Here is a 15550-nt window from a genome sequence, read left to right as displayed (position 1 = left end):
AAGCTACAAGATGACCGCGATCAACTTGCAGCTTGAGGCTTTGAGCTTGTCTCTTAGAGGATGTAGCGCGACAAATCTTCGTTCTGCGCCAATTCGCCCAGGTGACTGTTGACGTAGGCCGCGTCGATGCGGATCGGCTCTTCGTTATGAGCGCTGGCCAGGTCGCCGGCACTGAACGACACCTCTTCCAGCAGGCGCTCGAGCAGGGTGTGCAGGCGACGGGCACCGATGTTCTCGGTCTTCTCGTTGACCTGCCAGGCAATCTCCGCCAGGCGCTTGATGCCCTCGGGCAGGAACTCGATGTTCAGGCCTTCGGTCTTGAGCAGCTCACGGTATTGCTCGGTCAGCGATGCGTGAGGCTCGCTGAGGATGCGCTCGAAGTCTTCCGGCGACAGGGCCTTGAGTTCGACACGGATCGGCAGGCGCCCTTGCAGCTCCGGCACCAGGTCGCTGGGCTTGCTCAGGTGGAAAGCACCGGAGGCAATGAACAGGATGTGGTCGGTCTTGACCATGCCCAGCTTGGTGTTGACGGTGCAGCCTTCGATCAGGGGCAGCAGGTCGCGCTGCACGCCTTCGCGGGACACATCGACGCCGCCGGAGTTGCCGCGCTTGGCCACTTTGTCGATTTCGTCGATGAACACGATGCCGTGTTGCTCGACGGCTTCCAGCGCCTTGGCCTTCAACTCCTCGTCGTTGACCAGGCGGCTGGCCTCTTCATCCCGCACCAGCTTCAGCGCTTCCTTGACCTTGAGCTTGCGGCTCTTGCGCTTGCCCTTGCCCATGTTGGCGAACAGGTTCTGCAGCTGGTTGGTCATTTCTTCCATGCCCGGAGGTGCGGAGATGTCGACGCCGGTGACTTCCGCCACTTCGATCTCGATTTCCTTGTCGTCCAGCTGACCTTCGCGCAGGCGCTTGCGGAACAGCTGGCGGGTGTTGGAGTCCTGGGCCGGCGCTTCATCGCTGCTGAAGCCCATGCGCGCCGGTGGCAGCAGGGCGTCGAGGATGCGCTCTTCGGCGGCGTCTTCGGCGCGGTGGCGAACCCGGATCATTTCCTGTTCGCGGAACATCTTGATCGCCGCATCGGCCAGGTCACGAATGATCGATTCGACGTCGCGACCGACATAGCCGACTTCGGTGAACTTGGTGGCTTCGACCTTGATGAACGGTGCATTGGCCAGCTTGGCCAGGCGGCGGGCGATTTCGGTCTTGCCGACACCGGTCGGGCCGATCATCAGGATGTTCTTGGGCGTCACTTCAACGCGCAGTTCGGCCGGCAGTTGCATCCGGCGCCAGCGGTTGCGCAGGGCGATCGCGACGGCGCGCTTGGCATCGTCCTGGCCGATGATGTGGCGATTGAGTTCGTGGACGATTTCGCGGGGTGTCATGGACATAGTAATTGGCGGTCCTCAAGCAAGAATGAATGCCGTGGCGCGAGCGCCGCAACAGGCTTATTCCGCGAGATCCTGCTCCTCGATGGTTTGAGTGTGGTTGGTGAATACGCAGATGTCGCCGGCAATGCCCAGGGCCGTCTCGACGATTTCGCGAGCCGACAGGTCGGTCTTTTTCAGCAGGGCGCTGGCCGCGGCCTGGGCGTAGGCGCCACCGGAACCCATGGCGATCAGGCCGTCCTCCGGCTCCACCACGTCGCCGTTGCCGGTGATGATCAGGGAGGCGTCTTTGTTGGCCACGGCCAGCATGGCCTCCAGGCGGCTGAGGGAGCGGTCGGTGCGCCATTCCTTGGCCAGTTCGACGGCGGCGCGCACCAGGTGGCCCTGATGTTTCTCCAACTGGCCTTCGAAACGTTCGAACAGGGTGAAGGCGTCAGCGGTGGCCCCGGCAAAACCGGCAATCACCTGGCCGTGGTACAGGCGACGGACTTTTTTCGCGTTGCCTTTCATCACGGTGTTGCCGAGAGAAACCTGGCCGTCGCCGCCCATGACGACTTTGCCGTGGCGGCGGACTGAAACGATGGTGGTCAAGGGGAAGTCTCCACACAGCGGGGCGAAAGTGCCCTGATGGAAACTCATATGGGGGTGGCTGAGCGTTTTTCAACTGGAGGCTTTGGCGGGGGACCGGCGGTCATTGTTGCCAGCTGCAAGCGCTTCGCGGGCCAGCCCGCTCCTACAGCGCGTTGTGCAGGAGTGGGCTGGTTCGCGATCCATCGTGGAGCGGTCGGCTCAGCGGCTCTGGCGCTGTTGTAACAGCAGGTTGCTGAAGCCGGCGCCGGCCAGTTGTTTCTGGGCCACGGTGAGCTGTTCGCGGTTGCTGAACGGCCCGACCAATACCCGGTACCAGGTTTCGTCCTTCACCGTGCCGGATTCCACCGCCACCGACTGGCCTAGCAGGATGATCTGCGCCCGTACCTTGTCGGCATCGGCCTGCTTGCGGAACGAGCCCGCCTGGAGGAAGAACCTGGTCACCGGCGCCGCCTTGGCCACCGGTGGCGCCGGTGGCGGGGTGATGCCGGCCAGGGCCGCCTGGGCCCGGGCGGTGTCGATCTTCGCCGCTTCCGCCGGGGTTACCGGGGTGGTGGGCACCGGCGGCACTTGCGGCGTCGGCAGGGTTTTCTCCGGCACGGCCTCTGGCGGCACTATGACCTCCGATTCCGGCAGCAGGGTATAGAAGTCGTACTTGGGCTTCACCGGTTGCTGCGGGCTCGGCGGGGTCTTGTTGGCCTCGGCGATCTTGCTGGCTTTCTGCTGTTCGATCTTCTCGCGCTTGACGCTGTCGCCGCCCTTGCCCGGTTCGAGCTTCATCAGAAACACGATGAAGGCACCGATGGTCAGGCCGATGGCCAGCCACAACCAGCCCGGAATCGGCTTCTTGGCCGGGGCCTGGTAGCGGCTGGCGCCACGCTTGGGTGCGGGTTTTTTCTTGGCAGCCAACTTACATTTGCTCCAGGACTTTGAGGCCCAGCAGTTCCAGACCTTGCTTGAGGGTACGGCGTGTCAGCTCGGTGAGGCGCAGGCGGCTGTGCATCTGCGTCGGCGTCTCGGCCGCCAGGATCGGGCAGTTCTCGTAGAAGCTGGAGAACAGGCCGGCCACGTCATACAGGTAGGTGCAGAGGATGTGCGGCGTGCCCTTGTCGGCGACGTTGTTGAGGATCTCGCCGAACTGCGCCAGCTTGGCCGCCAGTTCCATCTCCTGGGCCGCGTGCAGTTCGATCTGCCCGCCGACTTGGCTGAAGTCCTTGCCCAGCTTGCGGAACACACCGGCGGCACGGGTGTAGGCGTACAGCAGGTAAGGGGCGGTGTTGCCTTCGAAGTTGAGCATCAGGTCGAAGTTGAAGCTGTAGTCGCTGGTGCGGTGCTTGGACAGGTCGGCGTATTTCACCGAATCGATGCCCACCACCTTGGCGATGCTGCGCAGATCGGCTTCCGGCAGTTGCGGGTTTTTCTCTTTGACCAGGGCGTAGGCCCGTTCTTCGGCTTCGGTGAGCAGGTCGATGAGCTTCACGGTGCCGCCGTCGCGGGTCTTGAACGGACGGCCGTCGGCGCCGTTCATGGTGCCGAAGCCCATGTGCTCCATTTCCATCGGATGGGTCACGAAGCCGGCCTTGCGGGCCACGGCGAACACTTGCTGGAAGTGCAGGGCCTGGCGCTGGTCGACGAAGTACAGGGCGCGATCGGCCTTGAGCTTGCCACTGCGGTAGCGCACGGCGGCCAGGTCGGTGGTGGCGTACAGGTAGCCGCCGTCGGCCTTGACGATGATCACCGGCAGCGGCTCGCCTTCGGCATTCTTGAACTCGTCGAGGAACACGCACTGGGCGCCGTTGCTTTCTACCAGCATGCCCTGGGCCTTGAGGTCGTTGACCACGTTGATCAGGTCATCGTTGTAGGCGCTCTCGCCCATGACATCGGCCATGGTCAGCTTGACGTTGAGCAGCTCGTAGATCTTCTGGCAGTGGGACAGGGAGATGTCCTTGAACTTGGTCCACAGCTCCAGGCAGTCCGGGTCGCCGGCTTGCAGCTTGACCACCAGGCCGCGGGCGCGGTCGGCAAAGGCTTCGGACTCGTCGAAGCGCTGCTTGGCGGCGCGGTAGAAGTTTTCCAGGTCCGACAGCTCGTCGCTGGTGATCGGGTTTTCTTCCAGGTAGGCCATCAGCATGCCGAACTGGGTGCCCCAGTCGCCGACGTGGTTCTGACGGATCACGGTGTCGCCGAGGAACTCCAGGACCCGCGCCACGCCGTCACCGATGATGGTGGAGCGCAGGTGGCCGACGTGCATTTCCTTGGCCAGGTTGGGCGCCGACATGTCGATCACGGTGCGCTGCACCGGGCCGGCCTTGCGCACGCCCAGGTGCTCGTCGCCAAGGGCGGCGTCCAGGCGCGCGGCCAGGGCCTGGGTGTTCTGGAAGAAGTTGATGAAGCCCGGGCCGGCGATTTCCGCCTTGCTCAGGTCCTCATGGGCCGGCAGCGCGGCGATGATTTTTTCCGCCAGGTCGCGGGGCTTCATGCCGGCGGGCTTGGCCAGCATCATGGCGATATTGCTGGCGAAGTCGCCGTGGGTCTTGTCGCGGGTGTTTTCGACCTGGATCGCCGGCGTCAGGCCTTCTGGCAACACACCTTCGGTGACGAGTTGGGTGATGGCTTGCTGGATGAGCTGGCGAATGGTGTCTTTCATGGTCTTCTCGTTCGACCGCTGGCGCGGCGGCGCGTTGGTGCGCGGGTGGAAAAACTGGGCATTATCCGTTGCTGGAACGGGCTTGCCAACTATAGAGGGCAGCAGGGGGATCGGTGGCGGCTATTCGGTCCTGTTCGCGGGCCGGCCCGCACCTACGGGTCTGATGCTGCCCATTGTAGGAGCGGGCTGGCCCGCGAAAACGCGATATCGGTCAATACAAATCCACCGGGTCCACATCCAGCGACCAGCGGACCTGGCGTCCGCTGGGCATCTGCTCCAGCACCAGCAGCCAGCTGCTCAGCAGCCGATGCAGCGGTGCCCGGGCATTGGCTTGCAGCAGCAGCTGCGCGCGATAACGCCCGGCGCGCCGCTCCATCGGCGCCGGAACTGGCCCCAGCAGCTCGATGCCCCCCAGATTCAGTTCCGCCAGCAGGCGCTCGGCCTCGCTGCAGGCCTCATCGAGAAAACCTTCGGCCTGCCCCGGTTTGTGCGCCTCGGCCCGCAGCAGGGCCAGGTGGGCAAAGGGCGGCAGGCCAGCGGCGCGGCGCTCGCTCAGGGCCTGTTCGGCAAAGGCGAAGTAGCCCTGTTCGGTTAGTTGCACCAGTAGCGGGTGGTCGGCGAGGTGAGTCTGGATGATCACCTTGCCGGGCTCTTCGGCACGCCCGGCGCGCCCGGCGACCTGGACGATCAGTTGCGCCATGCGCTCGCTGGCGCGGAAGTCCCCGGAGAACAGGCCACCGTCGGCGTCGAGGATCGACACCAGGGTGACCCGGGGGAAGTGGTGACCCTTGGCCAGCATCTGGGTGCCCACGAGGATGCACGGATGTCCTTTCTGGATGGTGGCGAACAGCTGGTTCATCGCGTCCTTGCGCGAGGTGCTGTCGCGGTCCACCCGCAATACCGGGTAGTCGGGAAACAGAATGCCCAGGCGTTCTTCCGCGCGCTCGGTGCCGGCGCCCACGGGACGCAGGTCGACCTTGCCGCATTGCGGGCAGTGCCGGGGCACCCGCTCGACATGGCCGCAGTGGTGGCAGCGCAGCTCGCCGGAGCGCTGGTGCACGGTCATCCGGGCGTCGCAGCGCTGGCATTCGGACATCCAGCCGCAGTCGTGGCACAGCAGGGTCGGGGCGAAACCGCGCCGGTTGAGGAACACCAGCACTTGCTGCCCGGCGGCCAGGGTCTGGCCGATGGCTTGCTGCATGGGACCGGAAATGCCGCTGTCCAGGGGACGGCTCTTCACATCCAGGCGCAGGAAGCGTGGTTGCTTGGCGCCGCCGGCCCGTTCGTTGAGGCGCAGCAGGCCGTAGCGGCCGGTATAGGCGTTGTGCAGGCTCTCCAGGGACGGCGTGGCCGAGCCGAGGACGATGGGGATGTTTTCCTGGCGGGCGCGCACCAGGGCCAGGTCGCGGGCGTGGTAGCGCAGGCCTTCCTGCTGTTTATAGGAGCCGTCGTGCTCCTCGTCGATGATGATCAGCCCGGGGTTCTTCATCGGCGTGAACAAGGCCGAGCGGGTGCCGATGATGATGTCGGCCTCGCCATCCCGGGCGGCGAGCCAGGCGTCCAGGCGTTCGCGGTCGTTGACCGCCGAGTGCAGCAGGGCGATGCGGGCGTTGAAACGCTGCTCGAAGCGCGCCAGGGTTTGCGGGCCCAGGTTGATCTCCGGGATCAGCACCAGGGCCTGTTTGCCGGCTTCCAGGGTTTCGCGGATCAACTGCAGGTAGACCTCGGTCTTGCCGCTGCCGGTGACCCCGGCCAGAAGAAAGGCGTGGTAGCTGTCGAACCCGGCGCGGATCGCTTCGTAGGCGGCGCGCTGCTCGCTGTTGAGCGGCAGTTCGGGCTGGGCCAGCCAGTGTTCATGGCGCACGCCCGGCGCGTGCTTGCGTACTTCCACTTGCACCAGGTCCTTGGCCAGCAACAGGTCCAGGCTGTCCTTGCTCAACATCAGCTTGCTCAGCAGCGCGTGGGGCACGCCATGGGGGTGTTGGGCCAGGGTGGCCAGCGCCTCGCGCTGGCGCGGGGCGCGGGCGATGCGCGGGTCATCAAGGCGGGCGCCGGGAGCTATCGACCAGAAGCGTTCCTGGCGGGCCTCGGCCAGCTCGCCCTGGCGCAGCAGCACCGGCAAGGCCCAGCTCAGGGTGTCGCCGAGGCTGTGCTGATAGTACTGGGCGGTCCACAGGCACAGCTTGAACAGGGCCGGGGGCAGCGGTGGCATGGGGTCCAGCAAGGCCAGGGCCGGCTTGAGCTTTTCTGCCGGAACCTCGCTGTGATCCGCCACCTCCACCAGGATGCCGATCATTTCCCGGCGGCCGAAGGGCACTCGCAGGCGCATCCCCGGATGCAGCTGGGCGCGCAGCACACCGGCCGGGGCACGGTAGTCGAAGAGGCGGCGCAGAGGCGAAGGCAGGGCGAGGCGCAGAATGGCGTCGGGCACGCGGGACAATCTCGATGAGCGGACGGTGAATAGGCTCCGGAGCCTAACAGACGAGCCGTGGGGTGTCCTGCATAAGCGTGCGTGCCTCCTGCTCTGCGAAGGTTTTCTCGCGGCCGGGCAGGCGCCGCCGTTCAGTGCTTGGCAAAGCCTGGGCTGTCAAGGTTGTGCTGGCTTTTTCTGATGGGGGGTACTCAGGATCTCTTGCGCGTTTGATGCGGTCTGGTAGAATCCGCGCCCTAATTCGTGCGGTATTCAACAATAGTGTTGGGTGGCGGCACGCTAGCCTGAGGAATACACCATGAAAGCCGATATCCATCCAGTATACGAAGCCGTTACCGCTACCTGCAGCTGCGGTAACGTCATCGAAACTCGCTCCACCCTGGCCAAGCCTCTGAGCCTGGACGTGTGCAACGAGTGCCACCCGTTCTACACCGGTAAGCAAAAGACTCTGGACGTTGGCGGTCGTGTCGACAAGTTCAAGTCGCGCTTCGGTGCTTTCGGCGCAACGAAAAAGGCCTGAGGCTGATCGTTCTGGAAAGCCGATACCGACTTTCCTCGCTGATGAAAAAGGCGTCCCTAGTGGGCGCCTTTTTTGTGGGCGCGATTTGGCTGACCACCGCCCAGGCGTTTTGCCCGGCGCCCGAGGGGCTGATTCCTGCAACGGTCCAGCGGGTGGTGGATGGCGATACCCTGCGCCTCAAGGATGGTCGCAGTGTACGGATGATCGGCCTCAATGCGCCGGAACTGGCCAGCCGGGGGCGTCCGGCCGAGCCGTTCGCGCTGGCGGCGCGGCAACGTTTGCAGCGCCTGGTGGCGCAGAGCGGTGGGCGGGTCGGCTTGTTGCCCGGGCGTGAGCGGCGCGACCGTCATGGTCGGATGCTGGCCCATGTCTATGACGGCAGCGGGACCAATCTCGAAGCCCGGCTGATTGCCGAAGGGCTTGCCTATCAGATCGCCATCGTGCCGAACGTCGCCCTGGTCGCGTGTCAGCAGGCTGCGGAAAACCATGCGCGCCGAGCGGGGCTGGGGCTTTGGCGGCGACCAGCTGTACTGAAAGCGCAGCAGATCCGCCGTTCGGGCTTTGTCCTGCTCGAGGGGCGTGTGAGCAAGGTCGAACGCAATCGTGGCGGGGTTTGGATCACATTGCGTGGTGCAGTTGTATTGCGTATTGCACCCAATGTGCTGGGGCGTTTCGAGCGTCGGTGGCTCAAGGGGCTGTCCGGGCGGCGGATCGAGGCCCGGGGCTGGGTGGTGGCACGATCGCGTTCGGCTGGTTTCAGGTCGGGCGGGGCGGACTGGATGTTGTCGCTGAGCGACGTTTCCATGGTCAGACTTCTCTGATAAAGAAAAATTGTAGACATTTTTTAAATGGATTGTGAACAGTTGAAAGCCTTGTACCCCGTGGCTCTTGGCCCAAAGTCGTACGCTACGGGCCTTGACAGGGGTGACTGGGCAGTCTTGTAGGGACTATGCGACACGCGTATCCTCGGCGGTCCGTCTGTCCAACAGTAAAAAGCGGAATGCCCACATGTCTGATTTGAAAACTGCCGCTCTCGAATATCATGCCAATCCTCGTCCAGGAAAGCTGAGTGTCGAGCTCACCAAGGCCACTGCTACCGCTCGTGATCTGGCCCTGGCCTACAGCCCCGGCGTAGCCGAGCCGGTACGCGAAATCGCTCGCGATCCGGAACTGGCCTACAAGTACACCGGCAAAGGCAACCTGGTTGCCGTCATTTCCGATGGCACCGCGATTCTCGGCCTGGGTAACCTCGGCCCACTGGCCTCCAAGCCGGTGATGGAAGGCAAGGGCGTGCTGTTCAAGCGTTTCGCCGGCATCGATGTATTCGACATCGAAGTCGACTCCGAGAGTCCGCAGGCTTTCATCGACACCGTCAAGCGCATCTCCATCACCTTCGGTGGCATCAACCTGGAAGACATCAAGGCCCCCGAGTGCTTTGAGATCGAACGCGCTCTGATCGAGCAGTGCGACATTCCGGTGTTCCACGATGACCAGCACGGTACCGCGATCGTGACCGCCGCCGGCATGATCAACGCCCTGGAAATCGCTGGCAAAACCCTGTCCGACGCCAAGATCGTCTGCCTGGGCGCCGGTGCGGCCGCCATCTCCTGCATGAAACTGCTGGTGAGCATGGGCGCGCAGATCGAGAACATCTTCATGGTTGACCGTACCGGCGTTATCCACGCTGGCCGTGACGACCTGAACCAGTACAAGGCGGTGTTCGCCCACACCACCGACAAGCGCACTTTGGCCGACGCCCTGCAAGGCGCCGACGTGTTCGTCGGCCTGTCCGGTCCGAACCTGCTGAGCGCCGAAGGCCTGAAGTCCATGGCGCCGAACCCGATCGTGTTCGCCTGCTCGAACCCGGATCCGGAAATCGCTCCCGAGCTGGCCCACGCCACCCGTAACGACGTGATCATGGCCACCGGTCGTTCGGACTACCCGAACCAGGTGAACAACGTGCTGGGCTTCCCGTTCATCTTCCGTGGTGCCCTGGACGTTCGCGCCAAGCGCATCAACGAAGAAATGAAGATCGCTGCGGCCAACGCCCTGCGTGAGCTGGCCAAGCTGCCAGTGCCGCAGGAAGTGTGCGACGCCTATGGCGGCATCAAGCTGGAATTCGGCCGTGAGTACATCATTCCGAAGCCAATGGATGCCCGCCTGATCACCGTGATCTCCGATGCCGTGGCCAAGGCCGCCATCGAGACTGGCGTTGCAACCCTGCCGTATCCGAAGAACTACCCGCTCAAAAGCGTGGATGACGTGTTCAACGGCTAACAGCCGCCCATAAAAAACCCGGCCATCGAGCCGGGTTTTTTTATGGGCGGGCAATCGGCGGCTAGCTGCAAGTTTCCAGCTGCAAGAGCGGGGTGCGCTCTTGCTTGCCGCCGATCACTTGCAGCTTGCCGCTGCTCTTAGAAGAGGTCGATCGGCGCCGCTTCGTCCGCCGGCAGCGGGCTGCCCGGGGCGACGCCATTGCCCAGCTCATTGACCGAGGGTGGCGTGTCTTCGCTCTTGAACAGCTCGAAGTAGGCATTCGGTGTGCCCGGGGCGGCGGCGCGGCCGCTGACCGGATCGACCCGCAGGCTGAGGATGCCTTCCGGTTCGGCCTGGGTGTGCGGCGGCTTGCCCTTGAGGGCGGCGCCCATGAAATTCATCCAGATCGGCAGGGCCACGGTGCCACCGTATTCGCGACGTCCGAGGCTTTCCGGCTGGTCGAAACCGGTCCAGACGGTGGTCACATAGTCTGCGTTGTAGCCGGAGAACCAGGCGTCCTTGGATTCGTTGGTGGTACCGGTCTTGCCGGCCAGGTCCGAACGGCCCAGGGCCAGGGCTCGGCGGCCAGTGCCCAGCTTGATCACGTCCTCGAGCATGCTGTTGAGGATGTAGGTGGTGCGTCCGTCGATGATCCGTTCGGCGACGGCAGGCGTCTGTACCGGCGCCTGGACCGGGTTTTCGCCGGCCACGGTGTTGACCGTGAAGCTGTGCTCTGGCGCCGCGATGCCGCTGCTGGCGGTGTTCCCGGTGGGGACGCTGGGCGGATTGGCGCTGAACAGCAACTCGCCGTTGCGGCTTTCGATCTTGTCGATGATGTACGGGGTGATCTTGTAGCCGCCGTTGGCAAAGGTGCTCCAGCCGGTGGCGATCTCCATGGGGGTCAGGGTCGCGGTGCCCAGGGCCAGGGACAGGTTGCGCGGCAGGTCCTGCTTGTTGAAGCCGAACTTGCTGATGTAGTCGATGGTGTGGTCCACGCCCATGCTCTGCAGCAGGCGGATCGACACCAGGTTGCGCGACTTGTACAGCGCCTCGCGCATGCGAATCGGGCCGAGGAAGGTGTTGGTGTCGTTCTTCGGCCGCCAGACCTTGTCCAGGTATTCGTCGACGAACACGATCGGTGCATCGTTGACCAGGCTGGCCGCGGTGTAGCCATTGTCCAGGGCCGCGCTATAGACGAACGGCTTGAAGCTCGAGCCGGGCTGGCGCTTGGCTTGCATCGCGCGGTTGTAGTTGCTCTGTTCGAAGGCAAAACCACCGACCAGGGCGCGGATCGCACCGTTTTGCGGGTCCAGGGTCACCAGGGCGCCCTGGGCGACCGGGACCTGGCTGAACTTCAGGGAATTGTCCGCCTGGCGCTGCACGCGTATCAGGTCGCCGACCTGGGCCACGTCCGCCGGCTGGCGAGGCGCGGCGCCCATGCTGTTGGTGTTGAGGAACGGCCGGGCCCATTTCATGCTTTCCCAGGCCACATGTTCCTCGCCGTTGCGGGTCAGCACCTGGATACCGTTCTTCTCGACCTGGGTGACGATCGCCGGTTCCAGGCTGCTGATGGTCCGCTGCTTGGTCAGCTCTGTGGCCCAGGCAGCATGGGTCTTGCCGGGCAGGCGCGACTCCGGCCCGCGGTAGCCATGGCGCTGGTCGTAGGTCATCAAGCCTTCCTGGACCGCGGTATTGGCCATTTCCTGCAGGTCGCTAGGCACCGTGGTGGTGACGCGGAAACCTTCGGTGTAAGCGTCGCTGCCATAGCGGCCGACCATCTCGGCGCGGGCCATTTCGGCGATGTAGGGCGCGTTCACTTCCGGTGTCGGCACGTGGTAGCTGGCGTTCAGCGGCTCGTTGATGGCTTCGGTGTAGGCCGCTTCGGTGATCTTGCCCAGCTTGTACATGCGGCCGAGGATCCAGTCGCGGCGCTCCTTGCTGCGCGCCGGGTTGGCCAGCGGGTTGAAGCGCGAAGGGGCCTTGGGCAGGCCGGCGATCATCGCCATCTGCGCCAGGCTCACGTCACGAATGGACTTGCCGTAGTACACCTGGGCTGCCGCCTCGATCCCGTAGGCGCGGTTGCCCAGGTAGATCTTGTTGACGTACAGCTCGAGGATCTCGTCCTTGGTCAGCTGCCGCTCGATCTGCAGGGCCAGGAGAATCTCGGTGGTCTTGCGCGAGAAGCTGCGCTCGCTGCTGAGGAAGAAGTTCTTCGCCACCTGCATGGTGATGGTGCTGCCGCCGGACTGGATGTGTCCGCTCTTGACCAATTGGGTCGCGGCGCGCATCAGGCTGCTGGGGTCAACTCCGTAATGGTTAGCGAAGTTGTCGTCTTCAGCACTTAGTAACGCATTGATGAAGTTGGGCGGAATTTCGGCGAAACGTATGGGGGTACGGCGCATTTCGCCAAATTCTGCGATCAACTTGCCGTCGCTGCTGTACACCCGCAGAGGAATCTGCAACTGGATGCTTCTCAGGGCCTCAACCGATGGAAGGCCGGGACTAAGATAGAGAAACGCACCGGAGAGGGCGAGAAGCAGCCCGCAGAACACAGCGACGATGGACCACCCGAAAAACTTCAGCAGACGAATCAAGGCTTTTGGATTTCCAGAGAAAGGAATGAATTAGGCGTCAGGGCATTCAAGGTAATCAGGGACCGACCCACGCAGCAGGAAAAGCGGAAAAAAACGCTGGGCATTATAAGCATTTTCCGCCGAGAGCGTCATTTGCCCGTCTGTCAAGGTGTGGCGATTGAACGCGGTGCTGCTCCTGGGGTTCGTAAGTCACGGATAGTCAAAGGGAATTGATGTGCTTGGAGTCTTCAGCAGAAAGCCGGGTTCCCTATTGGGGATCGATATCGGCGCCACGTCGGTCAGACTCCTGGCCTTGAGTCGGGAGGGTCGGGGCTATCGGGTCGAGGCGTATGCCCGGCAAGACCTGGCCCCCGACTCATTTCTCGAGTCGGGTGGGGTCGATCCCGAGGCGCAGGCCATGGCCTTGTCCCGGGCCTGGCGCGCCAGCGGCAGTCGGCTCAAGGCGGCCGCGGTGGCGGTCCCCGGTGAAGCGGTGATCAGCAAACTGATCGAGATGCCGGCGGAGCTGGATGAAGCCGAGCTGGAGTGCCAGCTCAGTCTGGAAGCGGGCCAATACATTCCCTATCCCCTGGACGAGGTGGCCACCGATTTTGAGGTGCAGGGCAGGGTGCCGGGCAATCCCCGGCGGGTCCAGGTGTTGCTGGTGGCCTGTCGTCACGAGACGGTCGAGGCCCTGGAGGTGCTGCTGGCCCGGGCCGGTCTGACGCCGCAGGTGGTGGAGAGCGCGCCCCTGGCCCTGGAGCGTTGCCTGGCGCTGTTGACGGCGCAGAGCCCGGTGGCCGCGCAGTCTGCGGTGGCGTTGTTGGACATCGGCTCGGGCGTGAGCGGTTTCAGTGTCATGCGCGACCAGCGAATCATTTACCGCCGCGAGCAGCTGTTCGGTAGCCGACAGCTGGCCCAGGTCCTTGAGCAGCGTTTCTCGTTGACCCTGGATCAGGCGCTGCGAGCCGAGCGCCAGGGAGCGTTGTCGCCTGCCTGTATCGAGCAGGCGCTGCGGCCCTTTGAGCAGGACGTGCTGCAGAACGTCCTGCGTGCCTTGCAACTGTTCGCCGAGTCGCCACAGCGGCAACCGGTGCAGTTGCTGCTACTGGCTGGCGAGGGCAGTCGCCTTGCCGGGCTGGAGCGGCGGATCGAACAGCAACTGGGAATAGCCACGACCCTTGCCAATCCGTTCGTCGGCATGAGCGTCGGGCCTCGGGTCGATGCCCAGGCACTCGCCGAGCAGGCGCCGGAGCTGTTGCTGGCTTGCGGGCTGGCCCTGAGGGGATTCGACTGATGGCCCGGATCAACTTTCTTCCCTGGCGGGAAACCGCGCGGGCGCAGCAACACCGACGCTTTCTGCAGGTATTGGCGGCCATCATGCTGCTGGGGCTGGCGCTGGTGCTGCTGGCCGCTGCCGGCATCGAGCGGATGAGTGCCCGCCAGCAGGCCCGCAACCAGTACCTGGAGCAAGCGAACGCGGGCCTGGATCAACAGATCGCCGATGTTCGCCAGATCAAGGTTCAGCGCCAGCAATTGCTTGAGCGCATGAGGGTTATCGAGGACCTGCAAGGCAACCGCCCGACCCGGGTGCGGATTTTCCAGGAGCTGGCCCGCAGCGTGCCCGATGGCCTGCATTTCACCGAAGCCGATCTGCAGGGGCAGAACTTGAGTATCAGTGGGGTGGCTCAGGCCAATGGCCGGATTTCCGACTTGCTGCGCAATCTGCAAGCGACCGCAGTTTTTGCCGCTCCCAGCCTGGCCGAAGTGAAAAAGGCCAGCGAGGCGCAACCGCAGCCGAGCAACCGGTTTCGGCTCAGTGTCGGGTTGCTGCCGTCACTGCCTGAGGAGGCGAAGCGATGAATCCGGGCGGTTGGCTGGCACAGTTGCGTGGCACCGATCTGCGAGAGCTGGAGCTGAGCAGCCTCGGCTCCTGGCCGACGCCGCTGAAGACGCTGGCGGCGACCTTGCTTCTGCTGGTGGTCCTGGCAACGGGCTACGGCCTGTACCTGAGCCCTCATCTGCGGCAACTGCAGCAGGTGCGTCACGAAGAAACCCGCCTCAGGCAGCAGTTCGCTATCAAGGCCCGGCAAGTGGCCAATCTCGAGCTTTATCGGGAGCAACTCGCGTCCCTGCGCAACAGCTTCGAGCAGTTGCTGCGTCAGTTGCCCAGCGATAGCGAGGTCCCGGGGTTGCTTGAAGACATCAGTCGCCTGGGCTTGGGCAGCGGCCTGGTGTTCGAGGCGATCAAGCTGCAACCGGAAGTACCGCGGCCGTTTTATGTCGAGCTGCCGATTCAGATCACGGTGACTGGGGGCTATCACGATCTGGCGACCTTCGTCAGCGGCGTCGCCGGCCTGCCACGAATCGTCACCTTGCATGACTTTCAGCTCAGGCCCCTGGAGTCGGGTGATCCTGCGCGACTGCGCTTGAGCATCGAGGCGCGAACCTACAGGTACGACCGCCCGGAACCGCGATCATGAAGGCCTGGCGCTGGCTGATGTGTGCTGGCTTGGTTCTTGGCTTGTGCGGGTGTGAGGGGACCGCAGATTTCGCTGGAGCGCAGGCTTATATGAACCAGATGCGCCGGCAAGCGCCGGAGCCGATTGAACCGCTGCCGGTTGTCCGCTCCTACCCCGCGTTCACCTATGACGCCAGCGGGTTGCGCAGCCCGTTCCAGCCTCCGCAGAGCGTCGAACCAGTCGCGCGTCGGCGGGGCGAGCGCGCGGTCCGCCCCGATCCGCAGCGAGCCCGGCAGTACCTGGAGGGCTTTGATATCGAGCAGTTGCAGATGGTCGGAACCTTGTCCAGCGCCAGAGCAAGCTTGGCTCTGTTGCGCAGCGCCGAGGGTGTCCACCCTTTGCAGGTTGGCGATTACCTGGGGCGAAGCGAAGGTCGGATCGTGGCGATCAGCGAGTCCCGGGTGGAAGTGGTGGAAATTGTTGGCGATGGCGCGGGTGGCTGGCAGGAGCGACCACGGACGCTGCTGCTGAAAAAACACTCTTAGGTGGAATCTGCACAATGAACAGGACTGTTTCAGCCATCGGTGTGGCGCTAGGGATGGCGCTGCTGGCACCGCTGGTCGGCGCCGCCGAGCTCACGACCACTGCGGTGGCTAAGGCGGCTCGGGTCTCCGCGGCGCTTCAG

Annotated in this window: 13 protein-coding genes; 7 read left to right on the top strand and 6 right to left on the bottom strand. The window is 64.0% G+C overall.

The annotated features are described in order from the left end of the window. Positions 1–53: 53 nt before the first annotated feature. The 5 genes from hslU to GWQ44_RS14030 form a co-directional block, all read right to left on the bottom strand. Entirely contained in the window at positions 54–1391 is a 1338-nt protein-coding gene (gene hslU / locus GWQ44_RS14050) for an ATP-dependent protease ATPase subunit HslU (protein WP_016962744.1), read from the bottom strand. A gap of 57 nt (positions 1392–1448) precedes the next feature. Further along, positions 1449–1979 (bottom strand): ATP-dependent protease subunit HslV, encoded by a 531-nt coding sequence (gene hslV, locus GWQ44_RS14045; protein ID WP_003186641.1) that lies wholly within the window; start codon positions 1977–1979, stop codon positions 1449–1451. A gap of 198 nt (positions 1980–2177) precedes the next feature. After that, a complete protein-coding gene (locus GWQ44_RS14040; protein ID WP_275927588.1) occupies positions 2178–2885 on the bottom strand; it encodes an SPOR domain-containing protein in 708 nt (235 codons plus the stop codon). A gap of 1 nt (position 2886) precedes the next feature. Then, the gene (gene argS / locus GWQ44_RS14035) at positions 2887–4623 is read right to left on the bottom strand and encodes an arginine--tRNA ligase (RefSeq protein ID WP_275927587.1); all 1737 of its coding nucleotides are present in this window, start codon (positions 4621–4623) and stop codon (positions 2887–2889) included. A gap of 211 nt (positions 4624–4834) precedes the next feature. Beyond that, positions 4835–7054, bottom strand: a complete 2220-nt coding sequence (locus tag GWQ44_RS14030) for a primosomal protein N' (RefSeq protein ID WP_275927586.1) — start codon at positions 7052–7054, stop codon at positions 4835–4837. 298 nt (positions 7055–7352) lie between these two features. Here GWQ44_RS14030 and rpmE point away from each other — a divergent pair, with 298 nt between their 5' ends. The 3 genes from rpmE (at position 7353) to GWQ44_RS14015 (ending at position 9851) form a co-directional block, all read left to right on the top strand. Next, the gene (rpmE, locus tag GWQ44_RS14025; RefSeq protein WP_016962748.1) at positions 7353–7574 is read left to right on the top strand and encodes a 50S ribosomal protein L31; all 222 of its coding nucleotides are present in this window, start codon (positions 7353–7355) and stop codon (positions 7572–7574) included. Positions 7575–7615: 41 nt separating this feature from the next. Next, entirely contained in the window at positions 7616–8395 is a 780-nt protein-coding gene (locus GWQ44_RS14020) for a thermonuclease family protein (protein ID WP_275927585.1), read from the top strand. 187 nt (positions 8396–8582) lie between these two features. Further along, positions 8583–9851: a malic enzyme-like NAD(P)-binding protein gene (locus tag GWQ44_RS14015; RefSeq protein ID WP_016962750.1), complete on the top strand. Its 1269-nt coding sequence runs from the start codon at positions 8583–8585 to the stop codon at positions 9849–9851. Between the two features lie 137 nt (positions 9852–9988). On the opposite strand, the gene GWQ44_RS14010 is transcribed toward GWQ44_RS14015, so the two are convergent. After that, positions 9989–12424 (bottom strand): penicillin-binding protein 1A, encoded by a 2436-nt coding sequence (locus GWQ44_RS14010; protein ID WP_103742456.1) that lies wholly within the window; start codon positions 12422–12424, stop codon positions 9989–9991. 214 nt (positions 12425–12638) lie between these two features. Between GWQ44_RS14010 and pilM the strand changes: the two genes are divergently transcribed. From pilM to GWQ44_RS13990, 4 genes are read left to right on the top strand one after another with little or no spacing between them, the layout of a single operon-like run. Next, a complete protein-coding gene (gene pilM, locus GWQ44_RS14005; RefSeq protein WP_275927584.1) occupies positions 12639–13700 on the top strand; it encodes a type IV pilus assembly protein PilM in 1062 nt (353 codons plus the stop codon). Then, on the top strand, positions 13700–14266 hold the full coding sequence (locus tag GWQ44_RS14000; RefSeq protein WP_275927583.1) for a PilN domain-containing protein: 567 nt from the start codon (positions 13700–13702) through the stop codon (positions 14264–14266). Before pilM ends, GWQ44_RS14000 begins: the two co-directional genes overlap by 1 nt. Beyond that, positions 14263–14886: a type 4a pilus biogenesis protein PilO gene (locus GWQ44_RS13995; RefSeq protein ID WP_275927582.1), complete on the top strand. Its 624-nt coding sequence runs from the start codon at positions 14263–14265 to the stop codon at positions 14884–14886. Before GWQ44_RS14000 ends, GWQ44_RS13995 begins: the two co-directional genes overlap by 4 nt. Continuing rightward, positions 14883–15410 carry a pilus assembly protein PilP gene (locus tag GWQ44_RS13990; RefSeq protein ID WP_179598569.1) on the top strand — a complete coding sequence of 176 codons (528 nt, stop codon included), beginning with the start codon at positions 14883–14885 and terminating at the stop codon, positions 15408–15410. Before GWQ44_RS13995 ends, GWQ44_RS13990 begins: the two co-directional genes overlap by 4 nt. Positions 15411–15550 lie beyond the last annotated feature (140 nt).

The organism is Pseudomonas sp. 3MA1 (genome assembly GCF_029237275.1).
Taxonomy (GTDB): domain Bacteria; phylum Pseudomonadota; class Gammaproteobacteria; order Pseudomonadales; family Pseudomonadaceae; genus Aquipseudomonas; species Aquipseudomonas fluorescens_AP.
This window is presented reverse-complemented; position numbering and strand designations above follow the sequence as displayed.

Bases quoted from the DNA above. Each gene is read 5' to 3' on its own strand.
- hslU (WP_016962744.1), bottom strand. From the start codon at position 1,391: ATGTCCATGACACCCCGCGAAATCGTCCACGAACTCAATCGCCACATC.
- GWQ44_RS13995 (WP_275927582.1), top strand. From the start codon at position 14,263: ATGAATCCGGGCGGTTGGCTGGCACAGTTGCGTGGCACCGATCTGCGA.
- rpmE (WP_016962748.1), top strand. From the start codon at position 7,353: ATGAAAGCCGATATCCATCCAGTATACGAAGCCGTTACCGCTACCTGC.
- GWQ44_RS13990 (WP_179598569.1), top strand. From the start codon at position 14,883: ATGAAGGCCTGGCGCTGGCTGATGTGTGCTGGCTTGGTTCTTGGCTTG.
- GWQ44_RS14020 (WP_275927585.1), top strand. From the start codon at position 7,616: ATGAAAAAGGCGTCCCTAGTGGGCGCCTTTTTTGTGGGCGCGATTTGG.
- argS (WP_275927587.1), bottom strand. From the start codon at position 4,623: ATGAAAGACACCATTCGCCAGCTCATCCAGCAAGCCATCACCCAACTC.
- GWQ44_RS14000 (WP_275927583.1), top strand. From the start codon at position 13,700: ATGGCCCGGATCAACTTTCTTCCCTGGCGGGAAACCGCGCGGGCGCAG.
- GWQ44_RS14015 (WP_016962750.1), top strand. From the start codon at position 8,583: ATGTCTGATTTGAAAACTGCCGCTCTCGAATATCATGCCAATCCTCGT.